The 15,998-nt window shown below is 73.0% G+C and carries 15 protein-coding genes; 9 read left to right on the top strand and 6 right to left on the bottom strand.

Annotated features, from left to right (window positions below; genetic code table 11):
- The 5 genes from L2I40_RS07605 to L2I40_RS07585 all read right to left on the bottom strand — a co-directional run.
- Positions 1–416 (bottom strand): MarR family winged helix-turn-helix transcriptional regulator (locus L2I40_RS07605; RefSeq protein ID WP_237214304.1); only part of this gene is annotated, 416 nt, incomplete at its 3' end.
- Positions 406–1,584 (bottom strand): Acg family FMN-binding oxidoreductase, encoded by a 1,179-nt coding sequence (locus L2I40_RS07600; protein ID WP_237214303.1) that lies wholly within the window; start codon positions 1,582–1,584, stop codon positions 406–408. The genes L2I40_RS07600 and L2I40_RS07605, both read right to left, overlap by 11 nt.
- 87 nt (positions 1,585–1,671) lie before the next feature.
- Positions 1,672–4,467: an ATP-dependent DNA helicase gene (locus tag L2I40_RS07595; RefSeq protein ID WP_237214302.1), complete on the bottom strand. Its 2,796-nt coding sequence runs from the start codon at positions 4,465–4,467 to the stop codon at positions 1,672–1,674.
- A 166-nt stretch (positions 4,468–4,633) separates the two neighbouring features.
- Entirely contained in the window at positions 4,634–5,650 is a 1,017-nt protein-coding gene (locus L2I40_RS07590) for an aspartate-semialdehyde dehydrogenase (protein ID WP_237214301.1), read from the bottom strand.
- 76 nt (positions 5,651–5,726) lie between these two features.
- Positions 5,727–6,335 (bottom strand): carbonic anhydrase, encoded by a 609-nt coding sequence (locus L2I40_RS07585; protein ID WP_237214300.1) that lies wholly within the window; start codon positions 6,333–6,335, stop codon positions 5,727–5,729.
- An 85-nt stretch (positions 6,336–6,420) separates the two neighbouring features.
- On the opposite strand from L2I40_RS07585, the gene L2I40_RS07580 reads away from it, so the two are divergent.
- From L2I40_RS07580 to L2I40_RS07570, 3 genes are all read left to right on the top strand, one after another.
- Positions 6,421–8,037, top strand: coding sequence for a lysine--tRNA ligase (locus L2I40_RS07580; RefSeq protein WP_237214299.1), 1,617 nt, complete (start codon positions 6,421–6,423; stop codon positions 8,035–8,037).
- The gene (locus L2I40_RS07575; RefSeq protein ID WP_237214298.1) at positions 8,034–9,995 is read left to right on the top strand and encodes a phosphatidylglycerol lysyltransferase domain-containing protein; all 1,962 of its coding nucleotides are present in this window, start codon (positions 8,034–8,036) and stop codon (positions 9,993–9,995) included. The genes L2I40_RS07580 and L2I40_RS07575 overlap by 4 nt, the downstream gene beginning before the upstream one ends.
- Positions 9,996–10,090: 95 nt before the next feature.
- Positions 10,091–10,591 (top strand): GNAT family N-acetyltransferase, encoded by a 501-nt coding sequence (locus L2I40_RS07570; RefSeq protein WP_237214297.1) that lies wholly within the window; start codon positions 10,091–10,093, stop codon positions 10,589–10,591.
- Between the two features lie 16 nt (positions 10,592–10,607).
- Here the strand turns inward: L2I40_RS07570 and L2I40_RS07565 are convergent, their stop codons facing one another.
- Positions 10,608–11,249: a S24 family peptidase gene (locus tag L2I40_RS07565; protein WP_237214305.1), complete on the bottom strand. Its 642-nt coding sequence runs from the start codon at positions 11,247–11,249 to the stop codon at positions 10,608–10,610.
- Between the two features lie 165 nt (positions 11,250–11,414).
- Between L2I40_RS07565 and L2I40_RS07560 the strand changes: the two genes are divergently transcribed.
- The 6 genes from L2I40_RS07560 (at position 11,415) to L2I40_RS07535 (ending at position 15,869) form a co-directional block, all read left to right on the top strand.
- Entirely contained in the window at positions 11,415–11,846 is a 432-nt protein-coding gene (locus L2I40_RS07560) for a hypothetical protein (RefSeq protein ID WP_237214296.1), read from the top strand.
- Positions 11,843–12,268, top strand: a complete 426-nt coding sequence (locus L2I40_RS07555) for a hypothetical protein (RefSeq protein WP_237214295.1) — start codon at positions 11,843–11,845, stop codon at positions 12,266–12,268. The genes L2I40_RS07560 and L2I40_RS07555 overlap by 4 nt, the downstream gene beginning before the upstream one ends.
- A 172-nt stretch (positions 12,269–12,440) precedes the next feature.
- Positions 12,441–12,689: a hypothetical protein gene (locus L2I40_RS07550; RefSeq protein WP_237214294.1), complete on the top strand. Its 249-nt coding sequence runs from the start codon at positions 12,441–12,443 to the stop codon at positions 12,687–12,689.
- Positions 12,690–12,694: 5 nt separating this feature from the next.
- On the top strand, positions 12,695–14,089 hold the full coding sequence (locus L2I40_RS07545) for a portal protein (RefSeq protein ID WP_237214293.1): 1,395 nt from the start codon (positions 12,695–12,697) through the stop codon (positions 14,087–14,089).
- 7 nt (positions 14,090–14,096) lie between these two features.
- Positions 14,097–14,816: a capsid assembly protein gene (locus tag L2I40_RS07540; protein ID WP_237214292.1), complete on the top strand. Its 720-nt coding sequence runs from the start codon at positions 14,097–14,099 to the stop codon at positions 14,814–14,816.
- 213 nt (positions 14,817–15,029) lie between these two features.
- The gene (locus tag L2I40_RS07535; RefSeq protein ID WP_237214291.1) at positions 15,030–15,869 is read left to right on the top strand and encodes a phage capsid protein; all 840 of its coding nucleotides are present in this window, start codon (positions 15,030–15,032) and stop codon (positions 15,867–15,869) included.
- Positions 15,870–15,998 lie beyond the last annotated feature (129 nt).

Below are 15,998 nucleotides of genomic sequence, written 5' to 3'. Positions count from 1 at the left end.
AGCGCGGAGGCCAGCTCCGCCGGGTCGATGCCGGCTGCGACCGGCGCAATGGCGGCGGTGGCGGCCGCGACCGCCTGCGCGCGCGCGGCGCGCCCGGCCTCGGTCAGGAACACCAGCTTGCCGCGCCCGTCGCGCGGGTCGGCACCGACTCGCACCAGGCCGCGTGCCTCGAGCTTCTGGATGGTGTTGGTCATCGCCGGCCGCTCCACCTGCACCGCGCGCGCGATGCGGGCGAGGCTGCGTCCGTCTCCCATCCGCGTCAGGTGGTTCAGCACGACGAAGTGGCTGGCGCGCAGCCCGTCGGGCAGGACGCGCTCCAGCCGGTTCCGTGCCAGGTGCTCGATGATCGAGACCTCGTTCAGCAGGGCGAAGAGCGGCGGGTCGCTGCTCTGCGTCGAAGTCTCGTCAGACGGCACGGATCCGGGTGTCCACCGGCCACCGGGGCGTCGGCGGCACGGCGGGAGCATAGCCGAGGCGGGCGAGCATCTGAACCTTCGCCCCATCCGGCGCCAGCGCGGCGTGCATCTCGGCATAGGGGCCGGCGACCTCGGGGAATTCCTGCAGCGCCTGGCTGAGCGGGTGGACCGAGAGCCCGGCGGCGGTCGCGGCCAGGTTCACCCGCAGCCAGTCGCGCCCGGCGGCGAGTTCCGCGCCGCGACCGCCGCCAGCGGTGAGCAGCCAGACATAGGCCGGCGTCGCGGCCAGCATCGGCGTGTAGCGCTCCACCATCACCCGGTAGCCGGGCCCGCCGGGCAGCATGGTCTCCCGGGTGATCTGGCCGGCGGCGACGCCTTCCTCGATGCCCGGTCCCCAGACGCTGATGCCGTCGGGGCTGGCGGCGACGCCGGCCCGGCCGAAGCGCATGCGGTTGACGCTTTCGAGATGCGCGGCCTCGGTCGCCGCCTCAATCTGCCAGCTGCGCCAGGCGATGTCGCGGATGCGCGCGACGCGATCGGGCGCGACGGTGCCGCCGAAGCGGACCGGGTCGCCGACCACGGCGCCGAGCGCGGCCAGCGCCTCCGGCGCGACGGGACGGGCCATGTCGTAGGGCCGCTTGGCGGAGCGACGCGCCGGCGCCGCGCGGAACAGCGGGTCCGAGGTGGCGCTGCCGGGCGGGCCGAAGCGCAGCAGGGCGACGGGGCGGCCATCCAGCCGCGGCTGCGGCTCGCCCTCCGGGAAGGGGGTGACCGTCACGGCGCGGCCTTCCTCGGCGGCGGCGTGGCGGCACAGCTCCACGAACGCGCCGAGGCCGATGGTGATCTGGCGGTCGAAGGGATCGGTCACCGGCAGCCGCCGGTCGAGGTCGCAGCGCAGCACGACGGTGTCGGGCGCGGCCGCCGGCAGCTCCGCGAGCCAGGGCTGGCGGTTGTGCGGGTTCGGCGCCAGCACCGCCCAGGACAGGGCGCGGATGCGCGGGTCCGGATGCGCCGCGGCGGCCGGCGCGTTCGCCCAGGGGGCCAGAGGGTCGCGGGCGAGCGGATCGGGGGTCGCGGCGCGCACCACCTGGCCGCCACGGCCGAGCGGCAGGACGGAGAGGGCACCCGCGCCGGCGGCGCGGAGGAGGAGACGGCGGGAGGGGGTCATCGGGCGGCCTTCATGTTCGACGTCGAAGTTTATAGTTTGATGTCGAACGTCATACAAGCGCCGGATCTGGGCGCATTGTCGATCCGCTCAGATGCCCGGGCTGTCCAGGAAGGCGCGCGTTTCCGCCACCGCGTCCTTCAGCCCGCAGCGGCGCACGATCACGCCATCGGGCAGACCGGCAAGCAGCCGCGACGGGCAGCGCGCATCGAGCAGCACGAAGACGCCCTTGTCGTCGGCACGCCGGATCAGCCGGCCGAAGGCCTGGCGCAGCCGGTGGCGCGCGATCGCGTCGTCATGCGCCTTGGGTCGTCCCTCGCTGAGGTGCAGGCGGCGCTCGCGGTGCAGGATGGTCGGGCGCGGCCAGGGCACGCGGTCGAAGACGATCAGCCGCAGGCTGCGCCCCGGCACGTCCACGCCGTCGCGCATCGCATCCGTGCCCAGCAGGCAGGCGGATTCCTCGGCGCGGAAGACATCCACCAGCGTGGCGTTGTCCATCGCGTCCACATGCTGCGCGTAGAGCGGGATGCCCGCCTCGGCGAGCGGCTCGGCGATGCGCGCCTGCACCTCGCGCAGCCGCCGCACCGCGGTGAAGAGCCCGAGGCCGCCGCCGCCCGCCGCCAGGAACAGCGCGCGATAGGCGCCGGCGATCTGGCCGAATTCCTCCCGCGCGACGTCGGTGACGACCAGCGCCCGCGTGCGCGCGCCGTAGTCGAAGGGCGACGGCACCGCGGCGCGGATCGCGGGCGCGGGCAGGTGGAGCATGCCGGTACGTGCCTCCGCGCCGTGCCACGCCAAGTCCGGGTCGTCCGACTCCTCGCCGGTGTCGCGCAACGTGGCGGAGGTGATCAGCACGCCATGCGCGGGTGCCGCGACCGTCGCCGCGAAGGGCTGCGTCGGGTCGAGGTGATGGCGGAACATGCCCGCATCCACATCGCGCCCCTCGCGCCGCTCCAGCGCGAACCAGTCCACCATCTCGGGCCGCGTACCGGGCGCCCGCGCTGGCTCACGCAGCGTGCGCAGCATCGCGCCCCAGGCCGTCAGCGGCATCAGCGCGCGGCGCTCGATCCCGCGCACCGCCGCCTCGATACGGATGCGGTCGCCGAGCTCGAGGTCGTCCTCGTCCTCCAGCCGCGCATTCAGCCGGTCGCGCAGCACGGCCAGCGGCGCCTGCAGCCGCGTGAAGGCCTCGGCCAGCGCTTCGGCAGCGGGCGCGACATCCCGGTTTAGCGGATGGATGTCGCATTCCGCGCCATAGCCCGCGTCGCTGTCCTGGATGCGCGCCAACACTTGGCGGCGCACCGCATGCAGGAAGGATTCGGCCGCGCCGCGCGGGTCGTTCTCCGCGATGCGGGACGGCCAGCCCATGCCGGGCAGCGCGCGCGCCGCCTGCAGCGCCTCCTCGAGCGGCATGAGTAGGTCGGGCCGATCGCCGATCAGCTCCTCCAGCCGCCGCGCGAGGCCGCGCGCGCGACTGCGCCCGCCCTCGGCGCCGAGCAGCCAGCGCCGCAGCTCCGCCGTCTCGGCGCCGGTCAGATCGGCGCTGAAGGCGGCGTCGGCGGCGTCGAACAGGTGGTGGCCCTCGTCGAACACCAGGCGCAGCGGCTTGCCGTCCTCGCCGCCGCCCAGCGCGGCCTGGATCATCACCAGCGCGTGGTTCGCCACCACCAGCGTCGCGCCGCGCGCGCGGCGGATCGAATGCTCGACGAAGCACGACTTGTAGTGCGGGCAGGCGGAGTGGATGCACTCGCCGCGGCGATCCGCCAGCGGCCAGACCGCGTGATGGCCGAACAGCTCCGACAGCCAGCCCGGGAAGTCGCCGCCCATCAGGTCGCCGTCGCGCGTCGCCAGCGCCCAGCGCGCGACGAGTGCGAGCGGCAGCAGCATCCCGGCCATCTGCGCCGCGCCGGTCTGCTCCTCCATGTTGAGGAGACACAGGTAGTTCTCGCGCCCCTTGCGCACCACGACGCGGCGCCGGCGCTCCGCCGGGTCGGGGTAGAGCCGCGCCGTCTCCTGGTCGATCTGGCGCTGCAGGTTGCGGGTGAAGGTGGAGATCCAGACCGGCGCACCGTTGCGCTCCGCCCAGAGCGAGGCGGGCGCGACATAGCCGAGCGTCTTGCCCGTGCCGGTGCCGGCCTCGGCCAGCACCAGGTTCGGCACGCCCTGTGCCTCGCGCGCCTGGAAGGCGCCGGCGGCGGCGGAAGCGTAGTCGGATTGCTGCGGGCGCTGTTCGGCATCCTCGCCCAGGATGTCGGCCAGCCGCCTGCGCGCCTCGGCCGGCGTGATGGGCTGGTGCGCGGGCGGCGGGGGCGGCGATTCCTCCTCCCATTCCGGCAGGCGGCGCCAGACCTTCAGCGCGTCGAGCGACGGCCGCGCATCCGGCTGGCCGAGTGCCGCGAGCACGGATTGCGCCCAGGGCCAGTGCAGCTCCGCGCCGAGCTTCGCCGCCAGCATCGCCGCGTCGCGGTTCAGCGGCGCGTTGCGCCCCGCGGCGAGGTGGCGGAGCAGGTCGGTGGCAAGCTCGGGCAGCAGGGCGGCCGCGGCCTCGTCATCCGCCGGCGCCTCGCGGTCGAGCGCGATGGCGAGGCCGCGCGGGGTCGGCGCGGCGGGCTGGGCGGGGCGGCAGAAGGCGAGCAGTTCCAGCAGGTCGCAAGCCGGCATTGGCGGCAGGCCGAGCCGCTTCCAGGTCGCCGGCGCGTGGACAAGCAGCGGCGGCGGCCCCTCGCGCAGCCGCCGGCCGATCTCGGCGGCCGGCAGGGCCAGGATCTCGCCGTCGGTGGTCAGCAGCGTCCCGCGCCCGAAACCCGCCACCAGCGCCGGGGCGTCGGGGAGCAGCAGTTGCGGCTGTCGGGCCGGGACGGCACCGGAGGCGCGCGGGCCGCTCATGCCGGGACGGTGCGGGCGGGGATCACCGGCTCAATCTGGCCCGGCGCAGCGTGCGAACAAAGAGGGAAACAATCGGCCCGGACAACCTGTCTGGACCCCCACCCCACCCCTCCCCCGCTGCGCGGGAGAGGGTGCCAGCGCGCAGCGCTGGCGGGTGGGGGTCTCGTCAGGCCGCCGCCTTGGCCTTCAGCGCCGGCACGCGCTCGGCGATCTGCACGGCGTTGAGCGCGGCGCCCTTCAGTAGCTGGTCGCCGCAGACGAAGAGGTCGAGCCCGTGGTCGCCGAACACCAGGTTCCGGCGGATGCGGCCGACCTCGCAATCGTCCTGGCCCGTCGCCGTCAGCGGCATCGGGTAGAGCTTGTTGGCGACGTCATCCACCACCTTCACGCCCGGCGCCTTGCGCAGCACCTCGCGCGCGGCCTCCGGCGTGACGGGCTTCTCGGTCTCGATCGTGATCGCCTCGGCATGCACGCGCATGGTCGGGATGCGGACCGCGGTGCAGGACACGGGAAGGTCGGGCAGGCCCATGATCTTCCGCGTCTCCCAGACGACCTTCATCTCCTCCTTCGTGTAGCCGTTCGGCTGGAAGGCATCGATGTGGGGGATGACGTTGAAGGCGATCGGGTGGGCGAAGACCTCGTTCTGCGCCTTCGCACCTTCCACCAGCACGCGCTTCGTCTCGCGCTCGAGCTCCGCCATCCCCTCGGCGCCGGCGCCGGAGGTCGCCTGGTAGGTCGAGACGATCACGCGCTTGATGCCGAAGGCTGCGTGCAACGGGGCCAGCGCCACCACCGCGATCGCGGTCGTGCAGTTCGGGTTGGCGATCAGGCGGGCATTGCCGATGGCGCCGGCATTCACCTCCGGCACCACCAGCGGCACGTCGTCCTCCAGCCGGAAGGCGGAGGAGTTGTCCACCACCGTCACCCCGGCCGCGACCAGTGCCGGAGCGTGCTGCTTGGCGAAGTCCCCGCTGACGGCGAGCAGCGCGAGGTCGAGGTCCTTCGCCTTCTCCGGCGTGAACTCCTCGATCGTGATCTCGCCGAAGGGTGTGGCGACGCGGGTGCCCGCGCTGCGGCCTGAGGCGAAGAGGCGGAGTTTCGTCACCGGGAAGCGACGCCGCCCCAGGACCTCCACCAGCTCCTTCCCCACCGCACCGGTGGCGCCGATCACGCCGACACGCATCGCAGCCGAACTCCTCGTCAAAAGGCCGCGCACGCATAGCGCGGAACGCGGCCGCACACCAAGCGGCGAGCCATGCTCAATCCACCAGCCTCACCCGCCCTTCGTCGAGGTCGTACAGCCCGCCCACCACCGCGAGCCGCCCGGCCTCGACCGCCTCGGCGATGATGCGGGAGCGCGTCAGCAGGTGCTGGACCATGCGGCGGACATTCTCCTCCGCCGCCGCCCGCACCTTGTCCCCGCCCCGATGCCGGCAGGCGGCGATGGCTGAAGGGAGGATGGGCGCGATCATCGCTTCCATCGCGCCGGGCAGCCGCGCATCCTCCTCGACCACCGCGATGGCGGCCTCCACCGCCCCGCAGCGCTCATGGCCCATCACGCCGATCAGCGCCACGCCGAGCTCCGCCACCGCGTATTCCAGGCTGCCGGTCGCCGCCGCATCGGCCGTGTTGCCGGCGTTGCGCACGACGAAGAGGTCGCCGAGCCCGGCCGAGAACAGGATCTCCGGCGAAACGCGGCTGTCGGCGCAGCAGAGGAGTGCGGCATAAGGATGTTGCGCACCCGCCACCAGACGGTGGCTGCCGGGCTGTGTCAGGACCGGCGGCACGTCCCCGGCCAGGAAGCGGCGGTTGCCCTCGGCAAGTCGGGCCCTCGCCTCCCGCGGGGTGAGGCGGGCAAGGGTCGGCATGGCGGTCCTCCGGGGCCGAGGGTCGCGTGACCCGGCCGCCCAACCTATAAGGCCGGAAACGCCGCACCGAGGATCCCCCCGCACGATGTCCGACGCCGACTATGCCGTCGCCAAGGCCTGGCCCTTCGAGGAGGCCCGCAAGGTCGCCGCCCGGGTGCAGGCGGGGGGCAAAGGGGCGGCGCTGTTCGAGACCGGCTACGGCCCCTCCGGCCTGCCGCATATCGGCACCTTCGGCGAGGTCGCCCGCACCACCTGGGTGCGCAACGCCTTCACCCGCCTGACCGGCCTGCCCTCGCGCCTGGTGGCGTTCAGCGACGACATGGACGGGCTGCGCAAGGTCCCGGACAACGTGCCGAACAAGGAGATGCTGGCGAGCCATCTCGGCAAGCCGGTCACCGCCATCCCCGACCCCTTCGGCACGCATGAAAGTTTCGGGCACCACAACAACGCCCGGCTGCGCGCCTTCCTCGACCAGTTCGGCTTCGAGTACGAGTTCGCGTCGTCCTCCGACTACTACAAGTCGGGTCGCTTCGACGCCGCGCTGCTGGTGATGGCGGAGAAGCACGAGCAGGTGCGGAACGTGATCCTGCCGACGCTTGGCCCCGACCGTCGCGCCACCTACTCGCCCTTCCTGCCGATCCACCCGAAGACCGGCGTTGTGATGCAGGTGCCGATGGAGGAGGTGAACCCGGCGAAGGACGAGCTGGTCTGGCGCGATCCCGCCACCGGCGAGCGCTTCGCGACGCGGATCACCGGCGGCCATTGCAAGGCGCAGTGGAAGGCCGACTGGGCGCTGCGCTGGTACGCGCTCGGCGTCGATTACGAGATGTCGGGCAAGGACCTGATCGATTCCGTGAAGCTCTCGGGCGCGATCTGCCGCGTGCTCGGCGCCGAGCCGCCGATCGGCTTCACCTACGAGCTGTTCCTCGACGAGCAGGGCACCAAGATCAGCAAGTCGAAGGGCAACGGCCTCTCGATCGAGGAATGGCTGCACTACGCGCCGCCCGAGAGCCTCGCGCAGTTCATGTACAACCAGCCGGGCCGCGCGAAGCGGCTCTTCTTCGACGTGATCCCGCGCGCGACGGACGAGTATCTGCAGAACCTGGACCGGCTGCGCGCCGCGCCCTCGCCCGACAACCCGGCCTGGCACATCCATGCCGGCGCGACCAACGACCCGGGCTCGCCGATCTCCTTCACCATGCTGCTGAACCTGGCCAGCGTCATCAACGCCGACAACGCGGAGATGCTGTGGGGCTTCCTGCGCCGCTACGCGCCCGACGTGACGCCGGAAAGCCATCCGCTCGTCGCGCGGCTGGTGGAGCGCGCGGTCGCCTACTACCGCGACCGCGTCGTGCCGGAGAAGCAGCACCGCGCCGCGACGCCGGCCGAGGCCGAGGCGATGCGCGCCCTCGTCGCCGCGCTGCGCAACAACGTGCAGGAGCTCGAGGCGCTGCCGGGCGACGAGCGGGCGAAGGCGATCCAGGACCTCGTCTACGACGCCGGCCGGCGCGAGCCCTTCCTCACGCCGGCGAAGGATGGCGGGCGCCCCGGCGTCTCCCGCGCCTGGTTCGACGCGCTCTACCAGGTGCTGCTCGGCCAGCCCGAGGGCCCCCGTTTCGGCGGCTTCGTCGCACTCTACGGCATCGCGGGCACCATTGGCCTGATCGAGGGGGCGCTGGAGCGCGACGCCGCGCCGGCATGAGGGCCTTGCTGCCCTACCTGAAGAAATACGGCATGACGGCCTTCGGGCTCGTCCTGCTCGTCGCCGCCATCTACGTGGTGCAGAAGGAATTCCGCACCCTTTCGGTCGCCGACATCCGCAACGCGCTGTCGGAGATCCCGAACGCGACGCTCTGGAAGGCCGCCGGCTGGACGCTGCTGGCTTACGCGGTCCTCACCATCTACGACCGGCTCGGCAGCGTCTATGCGGGGCATCCCGTCAGCTACGGCCGCACCTCGCTCGCGTCGTTCTGCGCCTACACGCTGGCCCACAACCTCGGCTTCGCCGCCGTGTCGGGTGCTGCGGTGCGCTATCGCTTCTATGCCGCCTGGGGACTGCCGCCGCTCGCCATCGCGAAGGTCGTCGCCTTCACCAGCCTGACCTTCGGCCTGGGCGGCTTCGCGCTCGGCGGACTCGTGCTGGTGGTGGAGCCGGAGGTGGTGCCGGGCCTCGGCGACCACGTGCCACATTGGCTGATGCAGGGGCTCGGATTCGTCTGCTGGGGCATCGTGATCGCCTACATCACCATGTCGCGCATCCGCAGCCATGTGACGATCTTCGGCCACCGCGTGGACCTGCCGGGCTTCCGCATGGCGCTGGCGCAGACGCTGCTGGCCAGCGTGGACGTCGCGATCACCGCGATGATCTTCTACGCGCTGCTGCCGCCGGCCGAGGGGCTGACCTTCCTCCGCTTCCTCGGCATCTACATCGCCGCCTATCTCGCCGGCATCGCGGCGAGCCTGCCGGGCGGCATCGGCGTCTTCGACACCGCCATCCTGATCGGCTTGCAGCCCTGGCTGCCGGCCGCCGAGGTGGTGGGCGCGCTGCTCGTCTTCCGGCTCTACTACTACATCGTCCCGCTCTTCCTCGCCGGGATGCTCTTCGCCGGCTTCGAGGTCGCGCAGCGCCGTCACGTGCTGGCCCGCTTCTCCGCCGAGCAGCGCGTCGCCGACGCGCTCGAGGTGCCGGCGATCGCCGGCCTCGTCGGCCTCGGCGGCACGGTGCTGATCTTCCTCGGCGCGCTGCCGACGCGCGGCACGGCGATGTACGAATGGGCGGGCTACGAGGCGGCGGTCGCCTCGCACTTCGCGGCCTCGATCGTCGGCTCGCTGCTGCTGGTCGGGGCCTATGGGCTGCTGCGGCGCCTGACCATCGCCTGGGGCCTCGGCATCCTGCTGCTGCTGAACGGCGCGGTGATCTGCTGGCTGCGCGACGACCCGTGGTGGCTGACCGGCGCCTTCCTGCTGGTGGCAACGATCCTGGGCGCCATGCGCAGCGCCTTCTACCGGGATGCGCGTCTGATCCGCGAACCGCTGGAGCCCGGCACGCTGGTCCCGCTCGCCGCCGTGACGGTCTGCGCCATCCTGCTCGCGATGGTCAGCTATGGCGGCCGCGTCGGCGCCGAGAGCTGGGTGGAGGTCGTGTTCTCGCCGCTGGCGCCGGACAGCCTGCGCTTCACCGTCGGGCTGGCGGCGATCTTCCTGCTGGTTGGCGCCGCGCGGCTGCTGCGCCCGGTGAGGCTGCGCCCGCTGCCCTGGACCGAGGAGACGCGCGCGAAGCTGCGCCGCTTCGGCGCCGCGGTGCCCGCGCAGGCGGATGGCGCGGTGCTGGGCGAGGCCGGGCGCGCCGGCTTCGCCTTCGTCGAGCGCGACGGGATCTGGATGGCGCTCGGCGACCCGGTCGGCGAGGAGCGCGACCGCGTCAGCGCGATCTGGCGCTTCCGCGACATGTGCGACCGCGCCGGCGTGGACCCGGCCTTCTGGCGCGTCACGCCGGCCCTGCTGCGCATCTACGGCGACATCGGCCTCACCGCCTTCCCGCTCGGCCCGCCCGCGACGGGCGAGCCGCAGCGCTACCTCGCCTGCCGCGCCGAGAAGGATCTTGAGAAGCTGCTGGCGCTGCTGCCGCAGACGGAGCCGACGACCGGCGCGCGACGCTGAGCGTCCGGGGCGCGGCCGTAGCGCCTGCGCGGCCGCGTTCGGGTTTAGGATCTGCGCGAAGCCGCGGGCGGGGTCGGACCATGTCGCCGGGAACCATGCCGGACCGTGACTACGACGTGCGGGTCGCCACGCCGGCGGACCTGCCCGATATCCTGGCGCTGCAGCAGGCGAACCTCGTCGCGCATGGCGGCTCGCTCTCGGTGGCCTTCCCGGCCGCCTGGCTCGAGACGGTGGTGCGGGAGATGCCGGTGGTGATCGCGCGGCGCGACGGCGTGCTTGCCGGCTACCTCGTCGCGAGTTCCCGCGCCCATGCGCGCGGGCAGCCCCTCGTCGAGGCGAAGTTCGCCGCCTATCCCGCCGGCGCGGGCGCCTACAATGCCGGCCCGCTCTGCATCGCGGCGAGCGAGCGTGGCCGCGGACTTGCGCTGATGCTCATGAAAGAACAGCGCCGGCACCTGCCAGGGCGCGAAGGTGTGGCCTTCATCCGCGCCGACAACGCCGCATCACGCACCACGCATGCGAAGGCGGGCTACCGCGAGGTCGCCGCCTTCGAACATGGCGGCCTGTCCTACGTGGTGGTCGCGCGGCGAGGCTGAAGCCGCGCCGGCCGGTTCACTGGCTCGCCCAGACGATCCTGTGCATGAAGGCGAGCTCGTCCAGCCCGAACGAATATCCCGGATGTGCCGGGTTCAGGCTCGCCAGCTCCACGCGCCGCGCGCTCTGCCGCAGCAGCTCCTTCGCCATCACCTCGCCCTTGCGCGTGCGCACCACCACGCGGTCGCCGCGGCGCACCGGCGCGCCCGGGCTCACGATCACCACGTCGCCGTCGCGGAACACCGGCTCCATCGAATCGCCGCTGATCTCCAGCGCATAGGCGTGCGGATCGGGGACGTCCGGCACCGAGATCTCGTCCCAGCCCGCGCCGGCCGGATAGCCGCCATCGTCGAAGAAGCCCTGGCCGCCCGCCTGCGCCAGGCCGATAAGCGGGATGCGCCGCCCCGGCATCGCCTTGCGTGGCAGCGCCGGGGCGCCGGTGACGAGCGCGGCGAAGGCGTCGATGCCCGTCCCCGTCGCCGTCAGCACCTTCGCGACGCTTTCGGTGGACGGCCAGCGTGACCGGCCATCCGGCCCGGTGCGCTTCGACGGGTTGAAGGCGGTCGGATCCAGCCCCGCCTTGCGCGCCAGGCCCGAGGCGGACAGCCCGTTCTCGGCCGCCAGCGCGTCGATGGCCCGCCAGACATCCTCGTGCCGCATCATCCCTGAGCCCTCTCCCGGCCCGACTCGGCCCGGCCGAACCGTGGGCATCACATCCTAGGTTTCGAGTCGCGTGGCAATAGGACATTTTACCTTGCAACCGCAGGTATGAACAGCTAGCGTCCCAATGCTCTTGTTTTGTTCATGCCTGGAGGAAGGTCACGAATGCCCATCGCCCCCGGACGCGCGCCCGTCCTCGGCACCCTCGCCCGCGCCGAACCCTTCGCCAGCGCCGAGGAAGCCTGGTTCTGGACCATGGCCGCGCTCATCGCCCGCCAGGACGGCGCCCGCCTGTCCGCCGCGCGCGGCAGCGTCATCCGCCCCTGCGAGCCCGACGACGTGGTGAAGTGCCTCGACCGCCTCTACCGGCAGCGTCGGATCGAGCTTTCGCATGCGCGCATCCTGCGTCTCTGGGGCGAGCGCGGCACGGCGCCCAACCCGCGCATCCCGTCGGAGCGCGGCGACCTGCGCCTGTGGCGGGAAGCGATGGAGCGGCTCGATTTCCCGCTGCGCCAGAAGGGCATCGTCGCCGGCCCACCGCGCGGCCTCGCGCCCGAAGGCGCGGATATCCTGCCCTTCCCGGCACGCGGCGCATGACGCGGCTGGCGCATCGCCGGCTCGACGATGGTGGCCAGCGCGTCTGGATCGCCTTCGGCGGCGAGGCCGACCGGCCCTGGCTGCGCCCGCTGCGCCGCGGCTTCCGCCACTGCTTCGCGGCAGTGTCGGACGAGGCCGGCTGGACGGTGCTGGAGCCCTTGTCGGGCCGTCTCCTCGTCATGCGTCTGCCGGTCGCCGCCGCCTTCGACCTGCCCGGCTTCTACCGCCGCGCCGGGCTTTCGGTGCTGGGCCCCTTCGCGCCGGAGGATCCGGTGCCGCGCCGCCTGCCGCGCCTCGCCCCATTCACCTGCGTCGCGCTGTGCCGCGCGCTGCTGGGCCCCGGTGCCCCCTTCGCGCTCACCCCCTATGGGCTGTTCCGCGCCCTGGGCGGGCGGTCGCCGAAACGAGATCGCGTGATATAGGAAAAAAGTCTTGACATAGCCGCGCCGCCGCGGCACTCTCCCCAACGTCACGGGGCGAATTGCGCCCCGGGGCATCTCCTTCCCGGTCTCCCGAACTTCGAGGGCCCGTCCGCACCCCGGACGGGCCCTCGCCTTTTCGGCGCCGGGATCATCCCGATCGAAGGAGCCGCGCATGGGTGGCCTGTTCCGCGCGCCGAAGCCGGTGGTGATCGAAGCCCCGCCGCCAGCGGCCCAGGCCCAGTCCGTCGCGCAGATCGCCGCGCAATCCGACGCGGCGGCCGAGGAAGGCGGCCGCGATGCGCGCCTCCGCGCCATCGCCCGCGCTCGTCGGGGCCTGCCCGGCACCATCGCGACCGGCGAGCGCGGCGTCCTCGACCCGCTGCCCGCCTTCGTCACGCGCAAGACGCTGCTCGGCGAGTGACGCGCATGACCCCCGACGAGATCCTCTCGCGCCACGCCGCCGCGCTGGCGCGGCGCCGCACGCTCGAGCCGACCTGGCAGGATTGCTACGACCATGCGCTGCCCGCGCCGGGTGCCGCGCCGCTGTTCGACGCGACCGCCGCCGACGCCGCGGAACAGCTCGCCGCCTCGCTGCTGGCGGAGCTCGCGCCGCCCTGGTCGCGCTGGTTCGACCTCGCCCCGGCACGCGAGGGCGACGACGCTACCCTGGCGCAGCAGCTGCGCGACGCCGCGGCGACGCTGCAGGGCCATCTCGACCGCTCCAACTTCGCGCTCGAGCTGCACCAGGCCTTCCTCGACCTCGTCGTCGCCGGCACCGGCGTGGTGCTGGTGGAGGAAGCGCCGCCCGGCGAGTCCTCCGCGCTCCGCTTCCGCGCCATCCCGCTGCGCGACGCGGTGCTGGAGGAAGGCGCCTCGGGCCGCCTCGACACCGTCTTCCGCGCGCTTCGCCTGAGCGCCGATGCGGTGCGCGCCCGCTGGCCGCAGGCCGTCCTGCCGAAGCGCGACACGGACGCGACGCTGCGCGTGGTGGAGGCCGCCTGGCCGGATCCGCGCACCGGCCACCGCTTCGCCGCCGTGCTGGACGCCGAGGACGGCGCGCCGGTGCTGCTCGCCGAAGGCGCCTTCGCGGAGAACCCCTTCGTCGCCTTCCGCTGGCTGAAGCTGCCCGGCGAGACCTATGGCCGCGGCCCTGTCGCCAAGGCCCTGCCGGACATCCGCACCGCCAACAAGGTGGTGGAGCTGATCCTGAAGAACGCCTCCATCGCCGCGACCGGCATCTGGCTGGCGGAGGACGACGGCGTGCTGAACCCGGCGACGATCCGCCTGGTGCCCGGCGCGATCATCCCGAAGGCGCAGGGCTCGTCGGGCCTCACGCCGCTCGCCGCCCCCGGCAATTTCGACGTGTCGCAGATCGTGCTCGGCGATCTCCGCGCGCGCATCCGCAGCGCCCTGCTCGCCGACCGCATCGCGCCGACGGACAAGGCGCCGATGACCGCGACCGAGGTGCTGGAGCGTGGCGCCGCCGCCGCACGGCTGCTCGGCGCCACCTATGGCCGCCTGCAGTCGGAGTTGCTGACGCCGCTCGTCGCGCGCTGCCTCGCCATCCTGCGCCGCCGCGGCGAGATCCCGGCGATCCGCGTGGACGGGCGCGAGGCGCGGCTGACCTATGCGTCGCCGCTCGCCCGCGTGCAGGCGCGCGCGGACGCCGCCGACACGCTGCTGTTCCTGCAATCGGCCGGCGCGCTCGGTCCACAGGCGACGGCGACGCTCGACGCCGCCGCCGCGGCCCGCTGGCTCGCCCGCACGCTGAACGCGCCGGCCGAGATCCTTCGCCCTTCCGCATCCCCCAGCCAGGAGTAGCCCCGGCATGTCCGAGGACCTTCTCGACGTCAGCGCGCCGCAGGGCGCAGCGATCCCCGCCAAGTTCCGCGACCCCGAGACCGGCGCGCTGCGCGTCGAGGCGCTGCTGAAATCCTATCTCGAGCTCGAGCGCGCGCTGTCGCGTCGCACGGCGCCGCCCGCCGACGACGCCGACGAGGAGGAGCGTGCGCGCTGGCGCCGGCTGATCGGCGTGCCGGAGACGCCGGAGGGCTACGCGATCACGCCGCCGCACGAGCTGTGCGACTGCGACCCAGAGGTGAACCGCCGCCTGCATGCGGCCGGCTTCACGCCCGCCCAGGCGCAGCTCGTCTACGACCTGGCGGCGGAACGCCTGCTGCCGCTGATCGCGGAGGCCGCGGCCGAGTTCGAATGCGGCAAGCAGCGCGAACGCCTGCATGCCGAGTTCGGCGGCGAGGACCGCTTCCGGAGCCTGGCGCCGCAGATCGCCGCCTGGGGCCGCGCCAACCTGCCGGAGGCCGTCTTCGCCGCGCTCTCCACTACGGCGGAGGGCGTCTGCGCGATGCGCCGGATGATGGAGGCGAAGGAACCGCCGCTGTCGCGCGACGCCGCCGCCGACGCCGCGCCCGACGAGGCGGAGCTGCGCAAGATGATGCGCGACCCGCGCTACTGGCGTTCGCGCGAGCCCGACTTCGTGAAGCGCGTGACCGAGGGTTTCCGGCGCCTGGTCGGCGACTCCCGCGACTGAGTTCGCCTCGGCGCCTCCCGCTTCGGTCGAGGCGCCGATCGCCGCCGCGCGTGCTCCCCTCCGCGCGGCGGCCACGGGGCGGATGGTGACGGCTCGCCTCCCATCCGCCCCGACCACTTCGCCCGCCGCAACCCCACGGGGCCCGCGGGTCGCGCGCCGCTCCGCCCGGATCAACGGCGCATCGTCGCAACCGCATGACACAGGAGGGCACGCATGCCCGTCAGCACCCAGATCGATGCCGTCTTCACCAAGCAGTTCCAGGCCGAGGTGCACGAGGCCTACCAGCGCCACGGCTCCAAGCTGCGCCCGACGGTGCGCAGCAAGACCGGCGTGACCGGCAGCTCCACCTTCTTCCCGAAGGTCGGCAAGGGCACCGCCGCGGCCAAGTCGCGCCACGGCACCGTGCCGGTGATGAACCTCGACCACGCGCAGGTCGAATGCGTGCTGCAGGACTACTACGCCGGCGACTGGGTGGACCGGCTCGACGAGCTGAAGACCAACCTGGACGAGCGCCAGGTCATCGCCAATGCGGGGGCCTATGCCCTTGGCCGCAAGACCGACGAGCTGATCATCGCCGCGCTCGACACCGGCACGAAGGAAGCGCTCGGCACCGCCGCCGGCACCACCGACACGGACGGCCTCACCAAGGCGAAGGTGCTGCTGGCCTTCGAGATGCTGGGTGCGGCGGACGTGCCCGACGACGGCAACCGCTACGCGGTGGTCGGCTGGAAGCAGTGGAGCCAGCTGCTCGCAATCGACGAATTCGCCAGCGCCGAATATGTCGGCGACGACGCGCTGCCCTGGAAGGGCACGCAGGCGAAGCGCTGGCTCGGCGCGCTGTGGATGCCGCATTCCGGCCTGACCAAGGCGGGCGCGCTGCGCTACTGCTACTTCTACCACCGCACCGCCATCGGCCATGCGGCGGCCGCCGAGGTGCAGACCGACGTCACCTGGCACGGCGACCGCGCCGCGCATTTCGTCGCCAACATGATGAGCCAGGGCGCCGCGCTGGTGGACGACGCCGGCGTCGTGCGGATGCGCGCGGCGGAATAGTCCTGCGCATGCGCGCGGCCGAATAGCGTCCCTCACTCCCTCCCCCGTTTGCGGGGGAGGGTCGGGGTGGGGGTTCGTGACTCAAGCGCACCCTTATCCTCCACCCCCACCCAACCAGCCTACGCTCCG

It is taken from the genome of Falsiroseomonas oryziterrae (assembly GCF_021864505.1).
Lineage (GTDB): Bacteria > Pseudomonadota > Alphaproteobacteria > Acetobacterales > Acetobacteraceae > Falsiroseomonas > Falsiroseomonas oryziterrae.
Note: the sequence above shows the minus strand (reverse complement) of the source record. Positions and strands in the feature narration are given on the sequence as shown.